Annotated in this window: 20 protein-coding genes; 9 read left to right on the top strand and 11 right to left on the bottom strand. The window is 47.4% G+C overall.

Translation table 11 applies throughout. From position 1 onward, the window contains the following. Positions 1-27 precede the first annotated feature (27 nt). Positions 28-1,215 (top strand): M20 metallopeptidase family protein, encoded by a 1,188-nt coding sequence (locus B2U56_RS08965; RefSeq protein ID WP_013049235.1) that lies wholly within the window; start codon positions 28-30, stop codon positions 1,213-1,215. 68 nt (positions 1,216-1,283) lie between these two features. Here the strand turns inward: B2U56_RS08965 and B2U56_RS08960 are convergent, their stop codons facing one another. The 11 genes from B2U56_RS08960 to B2U56_RS08910 form a co-directional block, all read right to left on the bottom strand. Further along, positions 1,284-2,075, bottom strand: coding sequence for a metal ABC transporter permease (locus tag B2U56_RS08960; RefSeq protein WP_013049236.1), 792 nt, complete (start codon positions 2,073-2,075; stop codon positions 1,284-1,286). Continuing rightward, positions 2,068-2,856, bottom strand: coding sequence for a metal ABC transporter ATP-binding protein (locus B2U56_RS08955; protein WP_013049237.1), 789 nt, complete (start codon positions 2,854-2,856; stop codon positions 2,068-2,070). Before B2U56_RS08955 ends, B2U56_RS08960 begins: the two co-directional genes overlap by 8 nt. Further along, a complete protein-coding gene (locus B2U56_RS08950; protein ID WP_013049238.1) occupies positions 2,853-3,692 on the bottom strand; it encodes a metal ABC transporter solute-binding protein, Zn/Mn family in 840 nt (279 codons plus the stop codon). The genes B2U56_RS08955 and B2U56_RS08950 overlap by 4 nt, the downstream gene beginning before the upstream one ends. A 115-nt stretch (positions 3,693-3,807) precedes the next feature. Continuing rightward, complete coding sequence (locus B2U56_RS08945) at positions 3,808-4,005, bottom strand: hypothetical protein (RefSeq protein WP_013049239.1); 198 nt, start codon at positions 4,003-4,005, stop codon at positions 3,808-3,810. A gap of 15 nt (positions 4,006-4,020) precedes the next feature. After that, positions 4,021-4,494, bottom strand: a complete 474-nt coding sequence (locus tag B2U56_RS08940) for a hypothetical protein (RefSeq protein ID WP_013049240.1) — start codon at positions 4,492-4,494, stop codon at positions 4,021-4,023. A gap of 11 nt (positions 4,495-4,505) precedes the next feature. Further along, positions 4,506-7,355, bottom strand: a complete 2,850-nt coding sequence (locus B2U56_RS08935) for a hypothetical protein (protein WP_286953440.1) — start codon at positions 7,353-7,355, stop codon at positions 4,506-4,508. Positions 7,356-7,369: 14 nt separating this feature from the next. Continuing rightward, on the bottom strand, positions 7,370-8,209 hold the full coding sequence (locus B2U56_RS08930; protein WP_286953438.1) for a hypothetical protein: 840 nt from the start codon (positions 8,207-8,209) through the stop codon (positions 7,370-7,372). Beyond that, a complete protein-coding gene (locus B2U56_RS08925) occupies positions 8,206-8,691 on the bottom strand; it encodes a hypothetical protein (protein ID WP_013049243.1) in 486 nt (161 codons plus the stop codon). The genes B2U56_RS08930 and B2U56_RS08925 overlap by 4 nt, the downstream gene beginning before the upstream one ends. A gap of 67 nt (positions 8,692-8,758) precedes the next feature. Further along, positions 8,759-9,310, bottom strand: a complete 552-nt coding sequence (locus tag B2U56_RS08920; RefSeq protein ID WP_013049244.1) for a hypothetical protein — start codon at positions 9,308-9,310, stop codon at positions 8,759-8,761. A 305-nt stretch (positions 9,311-9,615) separates the two neighbouring features. Further along, on the bottom strand, positions 9,616-10,278 hold the full coding sequence (locus tag B2U56_RS08915; protein ID WP_286953461.1) for a response regulator: 663 nt from the start codon (positions 10,276-10,278) through the stop codon (positions 9,616-9,618). Next, a complete protein-coding gene (locus tag B2U56_RS08910; RefSeq protein WP_286953435.1) occupies positions 10,250-12,235 on the bottom strand; it encodes a PAS domain S-box protein in 1,986 nt (661 codons plus the stop codon). Before B2U56_RS08910 ends, B2U56_RS08915 begins: the two co-directional genes overlap by 29 nt. Positions 12,236-12,579: 344 nt before the next feature. On the opposite strand from B2U56_RS08910, the gene B2U56_RS08905 reads away from it, so the two are divergent. From B2U56_RS08905 to B2U56_RS08870, 8 genes are all read left to right on the top strand, one after another. After that, positions 12,580-13,422, top strand: a complete 843-nt coding sequence (locus B2U56_RS08905; protein ID WP_286953433.1) for a MurR/RpiR family transcriptional regulator — start codon at positions 12,580-12,582, stop codon at positions 13,420-13,422. Between the two features lie 126 nt (positions 13,423-13,548). Next, a complete protein-coding gene (locus B2U56_RS08900; protein WP_286953431.1) occupies positions 13,549-15,351 on the top strand; it encodes an aldehyde ferredoxin oxidoreductase family protein in 1,803 nt (600 codons plus the stop codon). Between the two features lie 141 nt (positions 15,352-15,492). Beyond that, positions 15,493-16,137 (top strand): GntR family transcriptional regulator, encoded by a 645-nt coding sequence (locus tag B2U56_RS08895; RefSeq protein WP_273015001.1) that lies wholly within the window; start codon positions 15,493-15,495, stop codon positions 16,135-16,137. 23 nt (positions 16,138-16,160) lie between these two features. Further along, entirely contained in the window at positions 16,161-16,844 is a 684-nt protein-coding gene (locus B2U56_RS08890) for a DUF2848 family protein (RefSeq protein WP_213700390.1), read from the top strand. An 11-nt stretch (positions 16,845-16,855) separates the two neighbouring features. Beyond that, entirely contained in the window at positions 16,856-17,659 is an 804-nt protein-coding gene (locus B2U56_RS08885) for a carbon-nitrogen family hydrolase (protein WP_286953429.1), read from the top strand. A gap of 13 nt (positions 17,660-17,672) precedes the next feature. Continuing rightward, positions 17,673-18,665, top strand: coding sequence for a DctP family TRAP transporter solute-binding subunit (locus B2U56_RS08880; RefSeq protein WP_286953427.1), 993 nt, complete (start codon positions 17,673-17,675; stop codon positions 18,663-18,665). A gap of 68 nt (positions 18,666-18,733) precedes the next feature. After that, positions 18,734-19,222: a TRAP transporter small permease gene (locus B2U56_RS08875; RefSeq protein ID WP_286953426.1), complete on the top strand. Its 489-nt coding sequence runs from the start codon at positions 18,734-18,736 to the stop codon at positions 19,220-19,222. Between the two features lie 7 nt (positions 19,223-19,229). Next, on the top strand, positions 19,230-20,501 hold the full coding sequence (locus B2U56_RS08870; RefSeq protein ID WP_286953424.1) for a TRAP transporter large permease: 1,272 nt from the start codon (positions 19,230-19,232) through the stop codon (positions 20,499-20,501). The last annotated feature ends 60 nt before the right edge of the window (positions 20,502-20,561 follow it).

Below are 20,561 nucleotides of genomic sequence, written 5' to 3'. Positions count from 1 at the left end.
AACTTCGGGAAAGGAGAATACTGTATCATGGCAAACATAAAAGACGAGGCTAAAAGAATTTTGCCTCAAATTGTTGAGTGGAGACGGCATATCCATGCTCATCCGGAATTAGGCCTTGAAACACCGGAAACAGAGGCTTATATTGTCAAAGCGCTTGAGGGGATGGGGTTCCCTTCTTCATCCATTAAAAAAGGCATTGGGGGACACGGAGTAGCGGCAGTTCTGCAAGGAGACATTCCTGGACAAACGTTGGCAATTCGCGCCGATCTTGATGCATTGCCCATAAAGGAAGAAACAGGGCTTTCCTTTGCCGCCACCAATGGCAATATGCACGCTTGCGCCCACGATGCCCATACGGCCATGGCTTTGGGAGCTGCCAAGGTGCTCATAAACCATCGCCGCGAATTGAAGGGAAGCGTTAAGTTCATCTTTCAGCCAGCAGAAGAAACCGTTATAGGAGCCAAGGCCATGATTGATGACGGAGTGCTCGAAAATCCCAAGGTTAACGCACTCATTGCCCTTCATACAGGGCTGCTCTGGAAAGACTTTTCCGTCGGACAGATTGGATATTCCCGCGGCGGAATGATGGCTTCCGCCGACCGTTTCCTTATTACGCTAAAAGGGAAGGGGGGCCACGGAGCGACCCCCCATCTGACAGTGGATCCCATCTCCATGGCTGGTCAGCTTATCTGCCGCCTTCAGACAATTCTCAGCAGGGAGATAAATCCGGTAGACCCGGCAGTTCTCACTATTGGACGAATAGCTGGAGGATCAGCCTATAACATCATCCCTGGCGAATGTATCCTAGAGGGAACCGTTCGAGTTCTTGACGTAGCCACACGAAAGATGGTTGAAGAACGCATTCGTGAACTGACCGTATCTACGGCTGAAAGCATGGGGGGTGAGGCAATGGTGGAGTATACGCCAGGCCCGCCGCCGGTGATTAACAATGAAGCCATGACCAATAAACTCATAGCCTCTGCCGCTTTACTTCTGGGGAATGATAACGTTCGGGAAATACCAGAACCATCTATGGGGGCGGAGGACGTGGCATATTTCCTTGAGCAAGTGCCAGGGACCTTCTTCTTCCATGTTGGGAGCAACCCTGACAAAGGACAAACCTATCCTCACCATAACTCCAGGTTCGATATAGATGAAGAGACTCTTTGGATTGGATCAGCCATCTTTGCCCACTTCGCTCTGAATTGGCAATAAAACTAGCTGTTAAGGGATAAATTCTACTTCTCCGCAAGGGCAGATGGAACAGGATCTGCCCTTGCTCTCTATTTTCTTAACAATGAAAGAGCATACCCCGCCGCTGCTACGAGAATAATCATGGCTCCCGCTGTAAGGTTGAAGAAAACTGCCAGCCACAATCCTGCTACAGAAAAGATCAGACTCAGGATAAAGGCTGCGGCCATCATGGAAAAAAGAGAACGGCTCCAGCCTTCGGCAATAGAAGGGGGTATGGTAAGAAGAGCAATGACGAGAATAAGGCCTACCACCCGAATAAGAAGCACTACGGCCATAGAGATGAGAATTACTGTAACATAATGCATAAGGGCAACATTGACTCCTCTGGTCTTGGCGAAATCCGTATCATAGACAAAGGCTAAAAATTCCCGGTGATAGGGAATACCCAGCAATAAAGAGAGAAAAATCAACCCTGCCATAGAGATAAGGTCGACGCGGGACACCGAGAGGATGCTTCCAAAAAGGTAGCTCATGAGGTCTTGAGCATATCCAGGAGTCAAGTCTATAAAGATAACTCCCGCTGCCATTCCCACCGCCCAGAGAACGCCAATAATAGAGTCGGCCCGCCACGGCCTTCGCCATGTGACCCACGCGATGAGAAAAGCCATTACGAGAGAAAATCCCATCGCTCCCAGAGAGGGAGAGATCTTCAGAAAAAAGGCCAGCCCCACGCCGCCATAGGCAGCATGGGCGATCCCGCCTGCAACAATAACCTGGCGCCTCACCACTACAATGCTGCCCATCATGCCGCAGATGATGCTTGCGAAAAAAGCTGCCCAGAGAGCATTTTGCATAAACTCATACTGCAGAAGTTCAATCATGACGATGCCTGTCCAGATGGTCGTGGCGGGCCAGAACCCGGTGAGGGACACCGTGGGCAACGAGTTCTATTGGGCATGTGCCGCCATATTCCATTTTCAGCATTTCCTCCGTAATTTCTCCTGACCCATGATAATACACATCCCCGCACACGCAGGCAACAGCCGTAGCACCATTGGCAATAACGGAGAGATCGTGGCTTACCAAAATGATAGTGACGTTTCCGGCAAAGGAAGCCAAGTCCTCATATAAAACCCCTCTCGCTTCTGGATCAATGCTGGCAAGAGGTTCGTCCATCAGTAGAATTCGAGGACGGGAGGCTAATGCCCTGGCAATAAGAACCCGCTGGCGCTGTCCTTGGGAAAGATCCCCCATAGGATCATTTCTCCTTCCTGCCAGGCCCATGTGTTCAAGAACGTCCATGGCAATTTTTTTGTCTTCTTCAGTAAATATCTTCCTTCGACCAATGCCAAGACGTCCCATGAGAACAACATCGAAGACAGATACGGGGAAGATTTTGTCCCGTACTCCTTCCTGGGGAACATAACCAACAGAAGTAACAGCCCTGTCCGGCGTTGTGCCTAAAACTTCAATTTTCCCCCTAGCTGGTTTCTCGAGACCAAGGATGAGCCTCAACAACGTTGTTTTACCGCCGCCGTTAGGCCCGATAATCACAAGAAACTCTCCCTGGGGAACCTGGAAAGAAGCCTGATCCAATACCATGGTTCCATTTTCATAGCCGAAAGACACGTCTTCGAACACAACCGCGGGGGCAAGATTCATTGCAGGCTCCCTCCAATAGCCCTCGCTGTTTCTGCCATATCGTCCATCCAGTTCCAGGGGAGGGGGTCTATTGCTATGATCGTTCCATTTGTTTCCCTTGCGAGATTTTCTGCCATTTTTCTTGAATATTGAGGTGATACAAAGATACTTTTTATATTCCTTTCTTTCATCAATTGAATAAGAGCTGCCAAATCAGAAGCTTTTGGCTCTTTTCCTTCCCTTTCCATAGATATCTGATGAAGCCCGTATTCCCTGGCAAAATAACCCCATGAGGGGTGAGCGACCACAAAATCCTTTTTTCTCACCCTTTCTAAAAGCTCCCTTATCGTATGGTCAAGCTCATCCACATTCTGACAAAACTGATCATAGTTTTTTGAATATTCCTCTTTATGTCCGGGGTCAACGGCCATGAGACCATCACGAATAGCTATCCCTTGAACTTTAACAAGAGAAGGTGCTAACCAGATGTGAGGATCTCCAGGCATTCGTTCAATTCCTGCATAGGTTTCCACAATACGCAGCGAGGGATTTAAGGAAACAAGCCTTGAAAGCAAGGGCTCTTCAAAAGGAAGACCTATAGAAAAATAGACAAGGCTTTTAGAAAGGGCTGCCATTTGAGCCGGCCTTGGTTCGTAGGTATGGGGGTCATCGCCAGAACGGATCAGCACCTGGACATTGACACGGGCTCCACCGATCTGCTGCACGAAATAGGCCTGGGGAGGAATAGATACGGCCACATCCATGTATTCTGACCCATAAACAGCTCCTCTGTGGAAAAATGAGAGAGAAAGCAAACAGAATAAGAGCACTGCCTTCATTACGCCTCCATGAGACATGGTTGTCACCTCGTTATAATGATCAAGCCTTCATTCGTTATTGTATTATTCTACATAAAAACCAATAAAACAAGAGAAAAGACCTTCCCTTATATCGTGGAAGGCCTCTGCATTTTCAATCTGGATAGGGCTTGTTGTCTCGGTGGTTTCTTCTCTTTGGCGCAGGACGTCCTCGAAGTTTCTGTTCCTCTCTATATATATCTTCAAGGATCTTCAAATAACGAATCTCCCACTCACGTTTGTCCATATTCTTTCGCGTAGATTCACGAGAGAGATAATCTCGCTCCTTTCTAAGAGAATAAAGGTCTCCCATGTTTCTAACGCCTCCTTATGTTTCCTGGATCGCAAGACGAATCCTGATATGCCCTAAACTTCGCGGTGCTTCATTCGCGGCTTTAAGAAGAACCACGCCGCTTCCCCGCACACCGTATATTCCCCACACACCTGTTAACAGTTCCACTTCTTGAGAACCAAGCTCCTGAAGTCCTGTGGATATGCCTCGTATAGGAGAATCAAGCCTAACGAAGATCTGAACGCCTTCAGGCAAACTCCCTTCAAGACGGCCTGTAACGCTACGGAATGTCTGCCCAGTAGCCGTTATGGTGTATAACAACTGAGCTGTTTCTCCCCTGTCATTAATATAACTATGTAAAGAAAGGGGCTGCTGGAGGATGGAAATAGCGTTCTGTTCCACTATCTCTATCTTTATGCTCACAACGGCAACAGTCCTGTCTACCCCTTCAGACACTCCGCAGGAGAGAAGAAAGGTTGCAAGGAATATCAAAACAAGCAGCTTCCTCATAATCGTTCACCTCACTTCTCGCCACGTTTCATAACAACGCGCCCCTCTTCAATAAACCGTATGGTTCTTTTACGGGGCAACACCTTCGCCTCAAGGATCAGATTGTCTCCAGGAGCAATTTCGAGGGTCTGCTCGGGTTTTTCAAGGCGATAAGATGACGGAATATTTATATCGTAAATTTTCAAAACCCACTTTCCTGGACGCAACCCTTCAAAAAGGAACCGTCCCCAACTATCAGTAAGCCTACGATGCACTTCGTCTCCATTGGCCATTTCTACGAGAACGCTTTGCAATCCGCCAGCTTCTAATGTTCCATCCTGTTTCAATGTATCACCCACGACGTATCCTTTTTCTCCCTCTATGGACGATACCGACTCTTTTCCCGAATCCGGATCTACGAGAACCACCATGCCATTAAGGGATGCGCCGTCAGTAATGCCAATGTCCATGGAGGTTATTTCGCCGTATCCGGCAATTTCTACAGTAATAGGAACCCGCTGATCAGGAACCCGGTTCCCTACGGAAGCCCGATCAACTTCCAGCAGATATGTTCCAGGGAGCAGGGCAGGGAAAAGGAACATGCCTTTTTCATCTGTAACGGATGTCTCCCCCTCAAGCTTCAGAACCACCTGAGAAATTCCCCTTTTCTCCCCATCTACCGTTTCATAGACAAGGCCTTGCAACACTCCCACATTTTTCTTTTTCGCAAGCTTGATATCAATAGGAATGACGTAGGACACCGAGTAAGATGTTTCCATATCTCCTCTGTAATCGTTTCGCTGTATACGAAACCGAAGAATGTTCTCGTTTTTAAAGGTCTGTTCGGCGATAAATTCGTATTGTTCGCTGTTATCAGCATAGTCTCTCTCATAGGAGTATCGTGTATACCAGAAAGAGAGCTTAAGGGTGGGATTTACATCCCAGACGAGAGAAATGCCCCGGTTGTCTGAAGCCCTCATGAGATAACTAGCGGCAAGAACCTCGTTATCACCAAAACCGCCATAAATGGAAACGTAGAGATCTGGAGTCAACTGGTAACTTATGAAAACATTATAATTCCACGCCGACCCGCTCTCTCCGCCAAAGCGATCCTCCTGGTCAGCATAACGGACCTCGAAAGAGTAGCTATAGCGATCCATGGTTCGCCCAATTCGAAGCCACCACGAATCTTCGCAATAGTCGTATTCGGCCGGCAGTAAACGATCTTCCATTGAAAAAGAGTCGTATCCTACTGTGAAATACCAGCCGTTGGCCAGCTCATAATCAAAATAAACCTGTAAAAGCTCTTCATAGGTCTGAGTGGTTCCCTCCGGCCGCCTGAGATTCAGGTTATCCTTATACTGATACCAGGAAACGTTTCCCTGCAGCCTGTCGCTGAATGGGTAACCTATGGTTGCGCTTGTATAATCGTAATCGTGATAATAGCCCCAAAAGTCGGTGCCTGCACGAATTCTGGCGATAGAGTAGGGGATATTGCCATTCATACGCCCCCGTAAATAAATTCTATAGGCTTTATCGTCATCGAGGGCCTCCACCCTGTCTGTATCGCATAATCCATACTCAAGTTCAAGAAGGGTATGGGCCCAGGGCCTGTATTCGGCGCTGACAGTCCATAACGTATCTTCCATGTCGGGTTTTTTCCCATAGGCCTTCCTTTCTTTCTGAAGCATATTAAGCCGCACTTCAAGATCGCTTCTTATTTTCTGGCTGATATAGAATCCAAATTCTTTTTTATCGGGATAGCCCCAGCGGCTTTTGAGAAAGTGAGCCCCGCCGCCCCAACCTAATTCAACAGGCTTTATGGCAAATCCCAGTCCCCGTCCATAAGACCCTAATGACGTAAGGCGAGATAAGGGATATCCCTGATCGCCAAGGTACAGGTCGAAAGTTTCAGTAAAGTAATTCAGCCAATACTCGTCAATATCGCCATAGATTCCATACTCGTTGACATCAGGTCCCCTAAAAAGGAATTCTATCCATCTCGTCCGTTCTTCATCGAGATAGCCCCACCCGCTCCACTCGATATTAGCGCCGTCTCCTTCGCTATTGCCCATGGCGCTGATCACCAGTTCGGTGGGCAGAACATGAAAAATATCAAGTTCCCCTCCGCCCCTGGGAATAACGTCAAGATCTACGATCACTGATGTGGAGATGGGACCTTCATCCCCGGTAGCCACAGCCTGAACTTCTACGAAATGATATCTGGAGGTGGTTCCCTCGAAAATACGCCCCTTCAATTTAAGATCAGCACTCTTGCCTGGATCAAGGGTGACTTCCGTAGGGGTAATTGTTGCCGGATATCTTTCGTCTCTGTCAGGAAGGTGGAGAAAGTAGGTTCGAGTCGTGTTAGATTTATTGATAAGCTGAAGGTCAGCCTCATAGTGCTGTCCTCCTATAATGGCCACCGGTTTTTTTACCAGAACGATCTCCATTCCTTCTACAGCGAGAATTGACACTGTAAATATCTCTTCGTCATGAACACCGTAATCCCTACGGCTCTTTACGGAATACACCACTTCATAATCTTTTGCCTGAGCAGAAGGAGGGATCTGGAAAGCCACGACACGAGTGACGCTTCCCCTGGCCGGAATAGAAAAACGTCCTGGGGGCATAAGGGGCTGCCATCCTTCAGGAAGACCTATCTCTTCTATAAAAGTTTCAAGGCTTGGCTGATAGCTTGTGATAAGAACGCTTACGCTGATAATTCTTCCCGGCTGGGTGCTTGTATGGAGTGACGATCTGGCCCGAACCTCCACTCCGTATCCTTTCGCCTGAGCCCAGGCCAGGCTCGAAGACAGCCATATAAACAAAACAAAACAAAATAGAGCCTTAATAACCCCTTTCTGCCCGATTTTTGTCATAGCGTCCACCCTCTTTATTTGAGTACCAGGGCATACTGGGCACCAAAAGCTTCATCCTCTCCGCCATCCGCTATGACCAACGCCTTATACTCTCCTGCCTTTACGCCCTGAAAGGGTATTTCAAAACGGCAGGAACATTCTGGAAAAATCCACCGTTGACCTCCTTCAAAGCGTCCGGCAAGGTTTCCCTGCTCATCGTAAAGCTCCGTCCACACCAGGGGACGGATAACACGTTCTCCTGTATTCACAATGTCGAGAGCGAGTACGGATTTGCTCCCGTCACTTATAAGCTTTTTATCGGCAAATTCAATATTCCTTATGCCTGTGTTTCCAATATCTGTAATCATTTGAACGGCATACTTAAAAATTGTCATAACATTAAAAGCCATATTGCTGTCAATGCCTTTGGGCGGTTCCAGCATGAACTGGTCAAGGGGTTCCACCATAATCATGCTCCAGTAAGTTCCACAAAGGGATGGATCCTTAGGAACCTGAATTACATAGTTAACAATTGCGGTTCCAGAAGGAGGGATAGTAAGCTGGCGAGGGGTTAAAACCATCCATAACGCATTGGACCGGCTGGTGCTCCCTGGCTGGCCATAGTCATTTCTGCCATCTGCATAGGTGAGATAGTCCGACTGATTGATAGCAACCTGAACAGGCTGTTCTTTATCGTTGTTCCTTATAACAAGCTGTCCCCGGATCTCCTGGCCAGGAGTTACCGCAAATCGATAGGTCAGATCTCCTTCTATGTCCACAGTGCTCGCCAGAACAACTCCAGTTCCCATGACAAAGAAAAAAAATACCATCACGCTTATCGTCAAAAGTGCCCTTCTCACTGTCTGTCTCATCATAGATCCACCACCGTAAAGGCAATATGGGGAGCATAGACTCCCTTGGGTGTTTCTGACGTAATACCTGTAACTTTCAATTGAAGGCATATACGATTTCGATCCCCAACTCCGGTGAAAAGAGTCGTTCCTGCAGGTTCTACTATCTGATACGATGTTCCACCCCGTACCCAACCTGCACCCATGCCGCCGTCTGTACGGCGAATCCAGATCTGGACCCCTTCTGGCAAAAGGGTGCCTTCTACAAGTTTCGCCTCTACATTCCACTGTGCGTCCTGTCCCCTTGCATTGACTACCGCTAAAGAAATAATGGAGGGGTCGCTTTCCCTCATGCCTCGTCCCCCTGAGGCTGATGCCCCGATAACAAGAGAAGACCAGCTTCCCAGGGCGATGAGTTCCATGGCCTCTGAACGATCGCTCAAAGGAGAATAAATAACGAGAAACACAAGAAGAACAGCTCGTGAGATTGCCGTGGTTCCACTCATTTTTAATCTCCTTTCTCAAGGGATAAAAAAGGGCAGCGCCCCCCAGCGCCGCCCTAAAGTACAACCACTATGCGTCCTGAATGAGAAGGGTCAGGATACGGGTTCCCGCTGCTTTCTCTGCATCTGGGCCAGCGCAAAGCTTGAGTCCGCCCTTGCCCCAGTTTCCGCAGACTTTGGAAAGACCTGTTACAAGGTCCACATACTCTGTGGAAAGAATTGTCCAGTGAGGTGTGCCAACAGCGCTCGTTCCATAAGGAGCGTTCAGTTTGGCCCACAGAGAGACATGATCGGGCATGTTAGCATTGATTTTGCCCACTATCTTTCTCACATCGGTTCCAGTAGCCATGACTGAGTACCAGATGCACTCCTCATCGCACCAGCCATATGTGCAGCCGATGTAGGTCTGCATGCAGATCTCTTCCTGTTTAATCTGCAGGCAGTTGATGGGAATAACTTTCCAGTTGATTTTCAAAGTGTCGAAAGGTGTGCACATAACAGGATCGCAATTGACGTTAAAGCCCGCCTCTTCCAGTGTCATGGGGGCCTCTTCGGCAAAAACTGCACCTGCCACAAAGACCACCATGGCGACTACTGCTAGCAGAAGAAATAGTCTTTTCATCTTTCTTTCCCCCTTTTTTTGCAGATAGCCTTATCTCCCATATACCCTTTTACGCTGCCGGAAAGCAAGAACTTATCAGGCAAACCCGCGTTACGCGGGCACCTTTACGACCCCCTTCCCAGCGAAAGAGCTGGAGCCGAATAGCTCTTTGTAAAGATTACTCAACTTAATTAAAATAGGATATCGGGATAAAACTGAAAGGGGCTGCGTAATCCCCTTGTTGAAAAAGGCTATGTGCCTGAAAAAGGCATAAGAAGCTTTCCGGGGAAACTAAGTGATATTCCTGAGGGGATCAGGGATATCACTTAGTCAATAGGTGTCAGTCCGCTCTTGATAGCGTACTTCGTCAGCTCGGCAACGGAATGAAGGTTGATCTTGCGCATTATATTATACTTATGGGTTTCCACTGTTTTGACGCTGATATGGAGGGTTTTGGCAATATCTCGATTTGCCTTGCCTTCCGCGATCAACTGCAAAACTTCCTTTTCTCTATGGCTTAAGGCAGACTCAGAGTCTGCATGTTCCTTTTCATCCCCTGAAAGAAACCCCACATACTCTTCGATCACGCACTTTGAAATGCTGGGACTCAAGTACATTTTCCCCTTTATAATTGAACGGATTGCCTCTGCGAGCTCCTGAAAGGCACATTCTTTCAGCAAAAAACCTGACGCTCCGGCTTTAAGCATTTCAGCGACAAAGCGACGATCAGCATGCATTGAAAGAGCCAGAACCTTAATTTCAGGAAGGTCTTTTTTAAGCTGGCTTGTAGCCTCTATCCCATTCAGCTCAGGCATTACCACATCCATAACCAGAACATCAGGACAATGGCATAAGGCCAGATCGATAGCCTTTCTGCCTGTATCAGCCTCGGCTATGACCTCCATATCTTCCTGAGTATTTAAGAGCGTTCTCAGACCATCACGAAGGATCTGATGGTCGTCAGCAAGCAGAATCCTGACTTTTTTCATCGATTTCACTAGACCTTTCTTCCTCTCCCTCTACAGGGACAAAAAGGGATATCTTTGTTCCTTCTCCGGGAAGAGTCTGAATCTGCATAAAACCGCCAAGATAGTTCACTCTCTCCCGGATGCTCAATAATCCAAAGTTGCTTGGGTCCCGCCCCAGTTCCCTTAACGAGGAAAGGTCGAAACCCACGCCATTATCCTTGACTTCAAGAGTTATCGTCCAAGGATCGAATCGGGATAATGTAACAACAGCTTCCGTTGTATTTGCATGTTTAATAATATTCATTACGAGTTCCCGCAGAGCCCTGAAAAGAAATATCTTTATATCCATGGGAATTTCATCTGACATTAGAAGATCCTTGAACAGGATACAAAGTCCGTGCTCTTCTTCCATTTTCTCCACCAGCCACTCAACTGCGGCATGAAAGCTTAATTCAAAAAGCATGGGAGGGCTCAGTTCGAAAATAAGGGTTCTCATCTCCTGAATTGAACGGTTGATAAGAGAAAGAACATCGTCGATAGCCCCCTGGTGATCTCTACCTTTTGTTCTCTTTTTCAGCATCTCAAGCTTAATGCGGGAAAGAGCGAGGTTTTGACCCACACTGTCATGGAGATCGGTTGAGATTCGCCGTCTCTCCCGTTCCTCTGCCACATAGAGCTCGGAAGACAAGTATTGCAGCTGGTGCTGGTTAAGACGCAACTCTTCTTGCAGTTTTTTATACGTAGTCAGATCTTTCCATGTGAGGACACAAAACCGGAGACGGGAATCTTCCTCGCGAATGGGCACCGCAGTTATTTCACCCCATATTTCTTCCCCATCTTTTCGAATAAAATGTTTCTCTTTACCTACAATCCCATCGTGCATGGCAATGCGGAGTTCGCCCATATTAATCCAGTAATCACTTCGCCACCAGGGATATGGAGCCGGCCGGCCCACAATTTCTTCAGTCTGAAAACCAAACTGTCTTACAAAGGATTCGTTCACATATTGAATGCGGGTATCCGGCCCAATTACAAACACGGCATTTGGGCTTTTGTCGAGGATGGATGAAGAAAACTTATGGTTTTCCAAAAGCACCTCTTCATTCTTTCTTCGTTCTGAATCGTCACGAGCTATAGAGAGGATATACGGCTTACCCTGAAAAGAAAAAAGGTGAGAATGAATTTCTACAGGAACAATATCACCACTACGCTTTTTCAATAAAGTTTGAAAGGTATGGTGCCCCTTCCTAAAGATATCTATGACAACAGAAGGCATTTCTTCTCTCTGTATCTGGGCATCAATGCTGATGGGGGACATAGCAAGAAGATCCTCACGCTTCACGCCGAGCATACGGCAGGCTCCTTCATTCACTTCAATGAAGGGGCCCGGGCATCCATCCTCGTCGACCTCATGAAGAAAAACGCCATCTGCCATATTATCGAAAAGCGCCGACATTGTAGCCACCCGTTCGGTTAAACTCTTTTCTCTCTCCCATCGGGCCGTTATATCCACACCAAGACAGACCACCCCGGAAAGATGATTTTCCAACATGGGGGTCATGTTGCTGCACACCCATAGGATCGTATGAAACCGACTATCCTTCCCCTGAATCTTCGTTTCGACAGTTACCGAAGCTCCCTTCACCAAGGCTATCATTCGCAAAGAGGAAAGCATCCGCTGGCGATATTCGCTATCCGGATAGAGAAGTGACAGCCATTTTCTGGAGCCTAAAAGAGAATCCGAGCTGTAACCGCTGATTCGTTCTGCAGTGCTATTCCAAAAACGGAGACATCCATCTTCATCGATAAGCGATAAAAGAAGATCGGGATGATCGAGACTGACATTGAACCATATGGAAAAGTCCTGAAACATACTGTCATCTTTTCGCTCCAGAAAACTTAATCCATCTTCAAAGGGAAGGGAAATCTGTCTGCAACTTCTTGCATATTCTCTTTCTTCCCATTTGTTTTCTTTCATCTTTTCCCTCTCTTCACAAAAAAACCGTTACCTGCCTCACGTCTTTCTTTAACCGTCAATGCACTCTTAATTGTATAAAAAGGGAAAATTCTGCTAATTTTAGAAGACCTCTCATTCGGTGGCTGCTTCATGGTGCGAAGAAAAGAAGAGGTAGATTATTAAACAGGAATGACTAAAAATTAAAAATTAGAAATATGTTAGAATGTTCTTATAATATATCAACCTTCATTTTTTTTCAATCTTAAGAGTCTGGGTTTATTCATTGACAAAGAATGACCTTGATTTTTTTATGCTGTTTACACAGATCTTTTTATGAAAAAACATGATTAAGGAGAGAACCCTTGATGTTAAGAGAGCGCATTACAGCAAAAATCAACGAATTGTCTCCAGGACACCGAAAAGTAGCGCGCTTTATTCTTGAAAAACCGCGGGAAGCGGCTTTTTTAACAGCCTCTCAACTCGGAGCCCATGTGGGAGTCAGCGAAGCCACTGTGATACGTTTCGCTTACACGCTGGGACTCTCCGGATATCAGGAACTCCACCAATCCATAAGCCACATGCTGATAGATGACCTCTCAACCCTTGCCCGTCTAGAAAAATACCGGTCATCAGGGAAAAAGGGAATCTTTGGCACGGCTATGGATAAAGATATTAACGCCATGAAAATGGCTCAATTCCGTCTCGATGAAAAAGTGCTTCTCGATTTGGCAAAGACTTTTGTTGAAGCCCCCGCCGTCTATATTGCCGGTTATCGCAGCTCTTATACTCTTGCCTATTATCTTTCCTTCTATCTATCATGGCTTTTACCGGCAGTGAAGCTCATGCCCCTGGACTCTCCCTATGAATTGCTCGTAAATGCCCCTAGAGAAAGCGTAGTTGTAGGAATAAGCTTTCCAAGATATTCTACGTGGACAGTAGATGTGCTTCGTCGGGCCCAAGAACATAATTTACAAACCGTTGCCATTACCGACGAACACACAAGTCCTTTGGCAAACCATGCCCTCCACATACTTGCTGTTCCTTATTCCCCCATTTCTTTTATCGATTCTTTTGCGGCCCCTATGAGTGTTTTGAACTGCATCATTCTCAGTATCTCTCAGCAGCTTGGTGACCAGGTAACTTCCCTTTTTGAGATTTTTGAGCAGTACTGGAAAGAACAAAATCTATACGAGCCGCCCATGCTCTGATTAAGGAGGGATCTTGACAAAAAAACAACAAATACGTTTTAAGGGATAGATGAAGAGGAGAAGAGAGAGAAACTTTTAAAAAGAATAATTTTTTATGTGAAGAGAAGAGAGAAGGAGGGGAACCCAATGGAAGGCCGCTTTGGCGCCATTTTGCGAGTAGACCTGTCTTCTCGTAAAATGACAAAAGAAGCTTTGGACGAAAGGCTCCTTCGTAATTATATCGGAGGCCGCGGCTATGCCTCCAAAGTCCTTTACGATGAAAATCCTCCCAACGTTGATCCACTGAGCCCTGAAAACCGCCTCATCATCGCAACCGGACCTTTAACGGGACGAGCAGCACCTGCTGCAGGCCGATATATGGTTGTTACCAAAAGCCCCCTCACCGGCTATATTGCATCAAGCAATTCCGGGGGGTTCTGGGGAGCCGAGCTCGCTAAAACCGGCTGGTTCATGCTTATTATTGAAGGAAAAGCCGATGGTCCAGTCTACATTAACATCCGTGATGATCAGGTGGAGATTCGGGATGGAAGCCACCTTTGGGGACAAAACACCCACATCGCCACCGATCAAATCCTTGAGGACATTCAAGACCCAAAGGCCAAGGTCCTCTGCATCGGCCCGGCTGGAGAGCATCTTTCCCCCATTGCGTCCATAATGAACGAAAAGAACAGAGCCGCTGGGCGAAGCGGAGTAGGCGCAGTTATGGGGTCAAAAAACCTTAAAGCCATCGCTGTACGAGGAACATCCCGACCCTATGTCGCCAACTCTGAAGAATTCTCTGCTGTGTTAAAAGAAAGAGCAGCCAAACTCAAGGCTCATCCTGTCACAAGTCAGGGATTGCCGGCCTATGGAACAGCCATATTGGTGAATATCATCAACCAGACCGGAGCCTACCCTTACCGCAACTGGCAAGGAGCCTATATGGAGGACGCAGATAAACAATCTGGAGAAACTCTTGCAGCAAAATATCTAACAGACAATTACCACTGCTTCGGTTGTCCTATTGGCTGTGGACGTATTACAAAGGTTAACGATATAGCCGGAGAAGGGCCAGAGTACGAAAGTATCTTCGCCCTTGGCGCATGCTGCGGCATCGCGCCTATCGAACCCATAATAATGGCCAACTATACGTGCAATGAATATGGACTTGACACCATCAGCACAGGCGTAACCATAGCAGCTGCCATGGAGCTATATGAAAAAGGATACATCAAAAAGGAGGAGCTCGAGGGCGGTCCCGAACTCACCTTTGGCAATACAGAAGCCCTCGCGTATTGGACAGAGAAAATGGGAAAAGGGGAGGGGCTTGGCAAAAAACTTGCCCAGGGCTCCTGGCGTCTCTGTGATATGTACGGGCATCCCGAACTGTCCATGACAGTAAAAAAACAGGAAATGCCAGCCTATGATGCCAGGGCTATCCAGGGAATCGGGCTGACTTATGCCGTAAGCAACCGTGGAGCTTGCCACGTACGAGGGTACCTCATTTCTCCAGAAATTCTCGGCGCGCCAGAGAAACTAGACCCTGACGATATTTCGAAAAAACCCCTGTGGGGAAAAATCTTTCACGATCTCACCGCTGCCATCGATTCTTCGGGAATGTGTCTCTTTACATCCTTTGCTCTTGATGCCTCAGATTACGCCGCTTTTTTGAAAGCAGGGACAGGGTTTGACTATTCTGCGGACGAAATCATGACGTGCGGAGACCGAATATGGAACCTCGAGCGCCTTTTCAATTTAAGAGAAGGGCTTGATCCCAAGACTGAAGACACTCTTCCTCCGCGACTTTTGAAAGAACCTATCCCCGAAGGGCCGGGAAAGGGGAAGTTAAGCAGAGTTCCGGAAATGCTTCCTGAATATTATCAGCTGCGGGGCTGGGATGAAAATGGAGTTCCTTACCAAGAGACCCTGGAGCGTCTTGGGCTCCAGTAACATTTAACGAAAAAGAATCTCACGCAAAAAGGCCGTTCTCGAAAAAGATCGGCCTTTTCTCTCTTTTTGTTTTGTATATTGACAAGTCGCAATTCTTAAATTACTCTTGTGGTATACCAACTCTAGGATGTGGTATACCAAATGGAGAAAAAAAATCTCGCTTCACAAGCCTATGATCGCATTAAAAAAGGGATTCTTTCTCTGGAATTCCCGCCTGGATCCTCGCTTCAGGAAAGGGCCCTTGCTGAAGAGTTAGGAGTAAGCAGAACTCCTGTGCGAGAAGCCGTGCACCGCTTATCCCAGGAGGGATGGATTACTGTAAATTCCAGGAGAAATATTGAAGTTCGCTCTGTTTCTCCCGTGGAAATACGAGAGGTCTTTCAGGCCCGTTGGCTTCTAGAGCGGGATGCCCTTGATCTTATCTTTTCCGGTGATCTTTTTCGACAAACAGGACGACATATGACCAATATGCTCTCATTCATGAAAGAGTCACAGAATAACTTGCACGACTTTATTCTGGCAGACCAATCCTTCCATGCCATTTTCTTTCAAATTTTAGGAAATTCCAGGCTCCAGAGGTTCTGGAACAGTGTTAGCGAAGAAATGATCTGGCTTGGCATGCTCGCCATGAACGAGAAAAGATACGAAGCTGTATTGGGAGAACATGGGCGAGTTGTAGAAGCCCTTATTGCAAGAAGAAAAAGAGATGCTAAAGATGCCCTTCAGGATCATCTTGAAATCACTGAAGACGTGCTGATTAAAAAAATTGAGACCATTACTTCATGATATGGAAGGAGGAATGGAAAAACATGCTGATGGATGTGTCTGTATTAAGGAAAAACGGGGTATGCGAAAGAAAGGTTCTGAAATGGGATGCCTGTGTCGCTGCGGGCTACACCGGGAGAGATCAAGCAAGCGTCCTTGCTCACGTTGAGGAACTTCGAAAGATAGGAGTGCCTGCACCTGATAAAGTTCCCTCAATGTACTGGGTGGAGCCAGAACGGGTTTCTTCGTCGAATACTCTGTGGGTGGTGGGAGATTTCACTTCCGGAGAAGTAGAAGTGTTCCTGGCGCGGACCGAAGAAGGAGAGCTCTGCGTCACAGTAGCAAGCGATCATACAGATAGGGCCCTTGAAACAGTATCGGTGGCAAAAGCCAAACAAATATGTTCGAAGATTGTGGGAGCCGCTTTCTGGCGGATGGACGAAATTCGTGGGCACTGGGACAGCATTGAACTCCGATGCTGGGCAGACGGGAAACTTTATCAGGAAGGAACACTTGGGAAAATGCTACAGCCAGAAAAGCTTTTTGAACTGGCTCAAGAGGATTCACCATGCTCCTCCTGCAGGATTGCCCTCTTTAGCGGTACCCTTCCTACCCTCGGAGAGGGGCTTATTTATGGCGAAAAATACGTTCTCTCTCTTAAAGACCCCCTTCTGAACAGGGAGATTCGTCATGAATATTCTGTCCGTATTCTGCCCGACCGCAACTAAGGAGGTATGGAATGAAGCTTAGAGTAGGAGTACTGCAACTTGACATCGCCATCGGCGATGAGAAGAAAAACCGTGAGAATATCGAAAGATGGATGTCCCAGGCCTACGTTCCTTCAGATGTGCCAACGGCCATCGTGGTTCCTGAACTCTGGAATACAGGGTACGCCTTGGAACGAGCCTCTGAACTGGCAGATACTGAAGGGAAAAGAACTGCTGCCTTTCTCGGCAACCTGGCCAAGAAATATGGCGTCTGGTTTGTGGGAGGGTCAGTTCTTGTTTCCACTAAAGAGGGGCATACCAATCGGGCGCAGGCTATCAACCCTCAGGGGGAACTTGTGGCCTGGTATGACAAGGTCCACCTCTTCCGACTCATGGATGAGGATAAATACCTCCTCAGTGGCAAAAAAGACTGCCTTTTCGATCTGGAGGGGATAAAGGCCGGATGCGTCATCTGCTATGACATCCGCTTTTGCGAATGGCTCCGTACCTATGCATTGAGAGGAACGGAGGTTCTTTTCGTAAGTGCGGAATGGCCGAGCTCAAGGGTAGACCACTGGAAGACCCTTCTTCGCGCCAGAGCCATCGAGAATCAGATGTACGTGGTAGCATGCAACCGATGCGGAACTACGGGAAATACCCATTTTGCCGGGGGATCAATGGTCATCGGCCCTAAAGGAGAGGTTCTCTTTGAAGGCAGCGAAGGGGAAGAGGCCGGGTTCGTCACCCTCAACCTGGAAGCAGTTTCAGAAATTCGGAAATTCATAACAGTTTTCAATGACAGGGTTCCTGAGATCTATGATACACAAACCAAATAGGAGGGGAAGGACAATGAAGAGAAGTGGAATTTTTTTGGTGCTAGTCGTAATGGCAGCAATACTCTGGACAGGTGCGGTATTTGCAAACACAGTTGAATTCAAATTCGCTCATTCGGGAAGCCTAGAGCACCAGTATCAGATTGGCGCAGAGCACTTCAAGAAGGTAGTTGAGGAAAAATCTGGAGGAGAACTGAAGGTAAACATCTTCCCCCAGGCCCAGCTTGGCGGGGAACGGGATCTTGCTGAGGGTGTCCGAATGGGGACAATCGAAATGAGTTCGGTAGCAGCCAGCAACCTGGCAGGGTTTGTTCCTGAGCTTCAGGTTTTCGGCGTTCCCTTCCTTTTCCAGACCCGTGAGCAGGTCTATTCAGTGCTCGACGGAGCTGTTGGCAAAGACCTCGCCGACATCATGTTTGCAAAGGGGTTCAAGAACCTCTCCATCTGGGAAGTGGGCTTCCGGAATATAACGAACAACGTTCGTCCGGTGAAAACACCTGAAGATATGAAGGGACTAAAAATCCGGGTGCAGGAATCAAAGATCTGGATCGAGTTCATGAAACGCCTTGGCGCAATTGCTACACCAATTCCCTTTGGCGAACTATACACAGCATTGCAGCAAAAAGTTGTGGACGGCCAGGAGAACCCTGTAGCTACAATCTATTCCATGAAATTCTACGAAGTCCAGAAATATCTTTCCCTGACCGGCCACACCTATGAGCCGGCCATTGTGATAGCAAATCCAAAATGGTTCAATGGTCTCGACCCGAAACATCAGGCAATATTGGTGGAAGCAGCGGCCGAAGCAGCAGCCTACCAACGGGCGACCCTCGCCGAGATGGATAAGGAACGTTTCGAGATCATAAAGAAGGCCGGAGTTCAGGTGGAGGAGAATCCTGATAAAGAAGCTTTCGCAAAAGCGACAGAAGATCTTCACAAAGTTCTCGCTGACGTAGTTCCCGAAGCTCTTGTTCAAAAGATCAAGGACGAAGTAGCAAAAGTAAAATAATGCCTCTCAGCTCTGGGGGATTTCTCCCCCAGAGCTTTTTCTCGGAGAGAAATCGAGGAGTGATCCCATTGAAAAAAATTGAAAACATTTTTACTATCCTCTCGGGAATTTGTCTTGCGGTGGTCTTCTTCGTAACCTTTGGACAGGTTATCCAACGCTATGTCTTCCAGCTCCCCATGCCGTGGGCAACAGACGTGATCCGTATCTTCTTCGTCTACTCCATCTTCTTTGGCATGGGTGTAGGGGTTTTTAAGAAGGCCCACCTTAATATCGATGTCCTTGTGCAAGTATTTCCTTCATGGGCAAGGCCCTGGTTCGACCTCCTTTCAAATGTTGTGGTGATCATCTTCCTGAGTTTTGTTCTCTACTTCAGCATTCCTTTCATTAAAGCAAATGCTGACCAGGTGACTCCATATCTTCTTTTTCCCATGAGTTACATCTACATGGTCGTTCCTATTACTGTTTTATTCATGGTATTCTTCCTCATTTTAGATACATTGAGGCTCCTTATCGCTCTTGCCGGAAGAGGCGGGGCTACCGGTACAGGAAGCAGGTGAGATAGATATGCTTTGGATAATTGTCCTTTTCGGAATTTTCCTGCTGGGAATACCTATCTCCTTTTCCTTAGGCATAACGACCCTCATTGGATTATCAGGAGCCGGACTTCCCATGGAGGTTATTGTTCAACGTATGTTCACCGGTGTTGACAATTTCGCTTTTGTCGCAATTCCTCTTTTTATCCTTGCAGGAAATCTTATGGCTGTTGGAGGAATATCGAAGCGTATCACCGACTTTTCAGAAGCTCTTGTCGGGCACTGGCCAGGCGGCCTTGGGATGGTGGCTATTGTCGCATCAATGATCTTCGCCGCGGTCACTGGCTCTGCTATTGCTGCCACAGCAGCTATAGGCGCTCTTTTAATCTCCGAGATGATCTCAAAGGGATACTCCAAAGAGTACACGGCATCGCTGGTGGCCACTGCGGGATCAATTGGTCCCATTATACCCCCCAGCATTCCTCTGGTGGTCTATGGAGTCATCGTCGGAAGCTCTATTGCAAAACTCTTCATGGGCGGAGTAATACCTGGAATTCTCATGGGAGTTTTCCTCATGATCGCCAACTGGATGATCAGCAAGCGGAGGGGATACGTGGGGCGAGAAACAAAAGCCTCCTTTGCTGAACTTCGTAAAGGGCTTAAAGACGCCATTCTCGCTCTTCTCATGCCAGTTATAATTATTGGAGGAATTGTAGGAGGAATTTTCACTCCCACTGAATCGGCGTCCATTGCTGTTGCCTACTCCTTATTCCTCGGAGGAGTGGTCTATAGAGAGCTCTCCCTGGATAGTATAAAACGAGCGTTCTTTGAGGCCGCTGTTACAAACGGCATCATCCTTACGGTACTTATGACTGCGAGCCTTTTTATCTGGTTCATGACCGTAAAGATGATTCCCCAGTCTGTAACACAGAGTCTTCTCCAGGTAATCTCTTCTAAGTGGGGAGCCCTCATGGTGATGAATATCATCCTTCTTATTGCCGGAACCTTTATTGACACCACGAGCGCCCTCACCATCTTTGTGCCTCTCTTCCTTCCCCTGGTAAAGACCTTCGGGATTGATCTTATCCATTTTGGAGTAATGGTGGCAGTGAACCTAACAATAGGCATGTGCACCCCGCCTCTGGGCGTGTGTCTTTTCGTATCTTGCGAAATTGCCGGAACCTCCCTTCGGGAAATGTTTAAGGATCTCATTCTCATGCTCGTTCCGCTACTAATTTTGCTACTTCTTATAACCTACGTTCCGGGAGTTGTAACCTGGCTTCCAAATTTCCTCGGACTCTAGAACTAGAAAATCGCAACAGAGGGGGCTTCTCACAGCCCCCTCTGCGATATCTTGACATTT

It is taken from the genome of Aminobacterium sp. UBA4987 (assembly GCF_002396985.1).
Taxonomy (GTDB): Bacteria; Synergistota; Synergistia; order Synergistales; family Aminobacteriaceae; genus Aminobacterium; species Aminobacterium colombiense.
This window is presented reverse-complemented; position numbering and strand designations above follow the sequence as displayed.

What these genes read in the sequence shown, in the direction of transcription:
- B2U56_RS08935 (WP_286953440.1), bottom strand. Translation starts at nt 7,355, where the DNA reads ATGACAAAAATCGGGCAGAAAGGGGTTATTAAGGCTCTATTTTGTTTT.
- B2U56_RS08940 (WP_013049240.1), bottom strand. Translation starts at nt 4,494, where the DNA reads ATGAGGAAGCTGCTTGTTTTGATATTCCTTGCAACCTTTCTTCTCTCC.
- B2U56_RS08925 (WP_013049243.1), bottom strand. Translation starts at nt 8,691, where the DNA reads ATGAGTGGAACCACGGCAATCTCACGAGCTGTTCTTCTTGTGTTTCTC.
- B2U56_RS08955 (WP_013049237.1), bottom strand. Translation starts at nt 2,856, where the DNA reads ATGAATCTTGCCCCCGCGGTTGTGTTCGAAGACGTGTCTTTCGGCTAT.
- B2U56_RS08960 (WP_013049236.1), bottom strand. Translation starts at nt 2,075, where the DNA reads ATGATTGAACTTCTGCAGTATGAGTTTATGCAAAATGCTCTCTGGGCA.
- B2U56_RS08890 (WP_213700390.1), top strand. Translation starts at nt 16,161, where the DNA reads ATGCTGATGGATGTGTCTGTATTAAGGAAAAACGGGGTATGCGAAAGA.
- B2U56_RS08905 (WP_286953433.1), top strand. Translation starts at nt 12,580, where the DNA reads ATGTTAAGAGAGCGCATTACAGCAAAAATCAACGAATTGTCTCCAGGA.
- B2U56_RS08930 (WP_286953438.1), bottom strand. Translation starts at nt 8,209, where the DNA reads ATGATGAGACAGACAGTGAGAAGGGCACTTTTGACGATAAGCGTGATG.
- B2U56_RS08880 (WP_286953427.1), top strand. Translation starts at nt 17,673, where the DNA reads ATGAAGAGAAGTGGAATTTTTTTGGTGCTAGTCGTAATGGCAGCAATA.
- B2U56_RS08920 (WP_013049244.1), bottom strand. Translation starts at nt 9,310, where the DNA reads ATGAAAAGACTATTTCTTCTGCTAGCAGTAGTCGCCATGGTGGTCTTT.
- B2U56_RS08900 (WP_286953431.1), top strand. Translation starts at nt 13,549, where the DNA reads ATGGAAGGCCGCTTTGGCGCCATTTTGCGAGTAGACCTGTCTTCTCGT.
- B2U56_RS08895 (WP_273015001.1), top strand. Translation starts at nt 15,493, where the DNA reads ATGGAGAAAAAAAATCTCGCTTCACAAGCCTATGATCGCATTAAAAAA.
- B2U56_RS08915 (WP_286953461.1), bottom strand. Translation starts at nt 10,278, where the DNA reads ATGAAAAAAGTCAGGATTCTGCTTGCTGACGACCATCAGATCCTTCGT.
- B2U56_RS08945 (WP_013049239.1), bottom strand. Translation starts at nt 4,005, where the DNA reads ATGGGAGACCTTTATTCTCTTAGAAAGGAGCGAGATTATCTCTCTCGT.
- B2U56_RS08910 (WP_286953435.1), bottom strand. Translation starts at nt 12,235, where the DNA reads ATGAAAGAAAACAAATGGGAAGAAAGAGAATATGCAAGAAGTTGCAGA.
- B2U56_RS08885 (WP_286953429.1), top strand. Translation starts at nt 16,856, where the DNA reads ATGAAGCTTAGAGTAGGAGTACTGCAACTTGACATCGCCATCGGCGAT.
- B2U56_RS08870 (WP_286953424.1), top strand. Translation starts at nt 19,230, where the DNA reads ATGCTTTGGATAATTGTCCTTTTCGGAATTTTCCTGCTGGGAATACCT.
- B2U56_RS08950 (WP_013049238.1), bottom strand. Translation starts at nt 3,692, where the DNA reads ATGTCTCATGGAGGCGTAATGAAGGCAGTGCTCTTATTCTGTTTGCTT.
- B2U56_RS08965 (WP_013049235.1), top strand. Translation starts at nt 28, where the DNA reads ATGGCAAACATAAAAGACGAGGCTAAAAGAATTTTGCCTCAAATTGTT.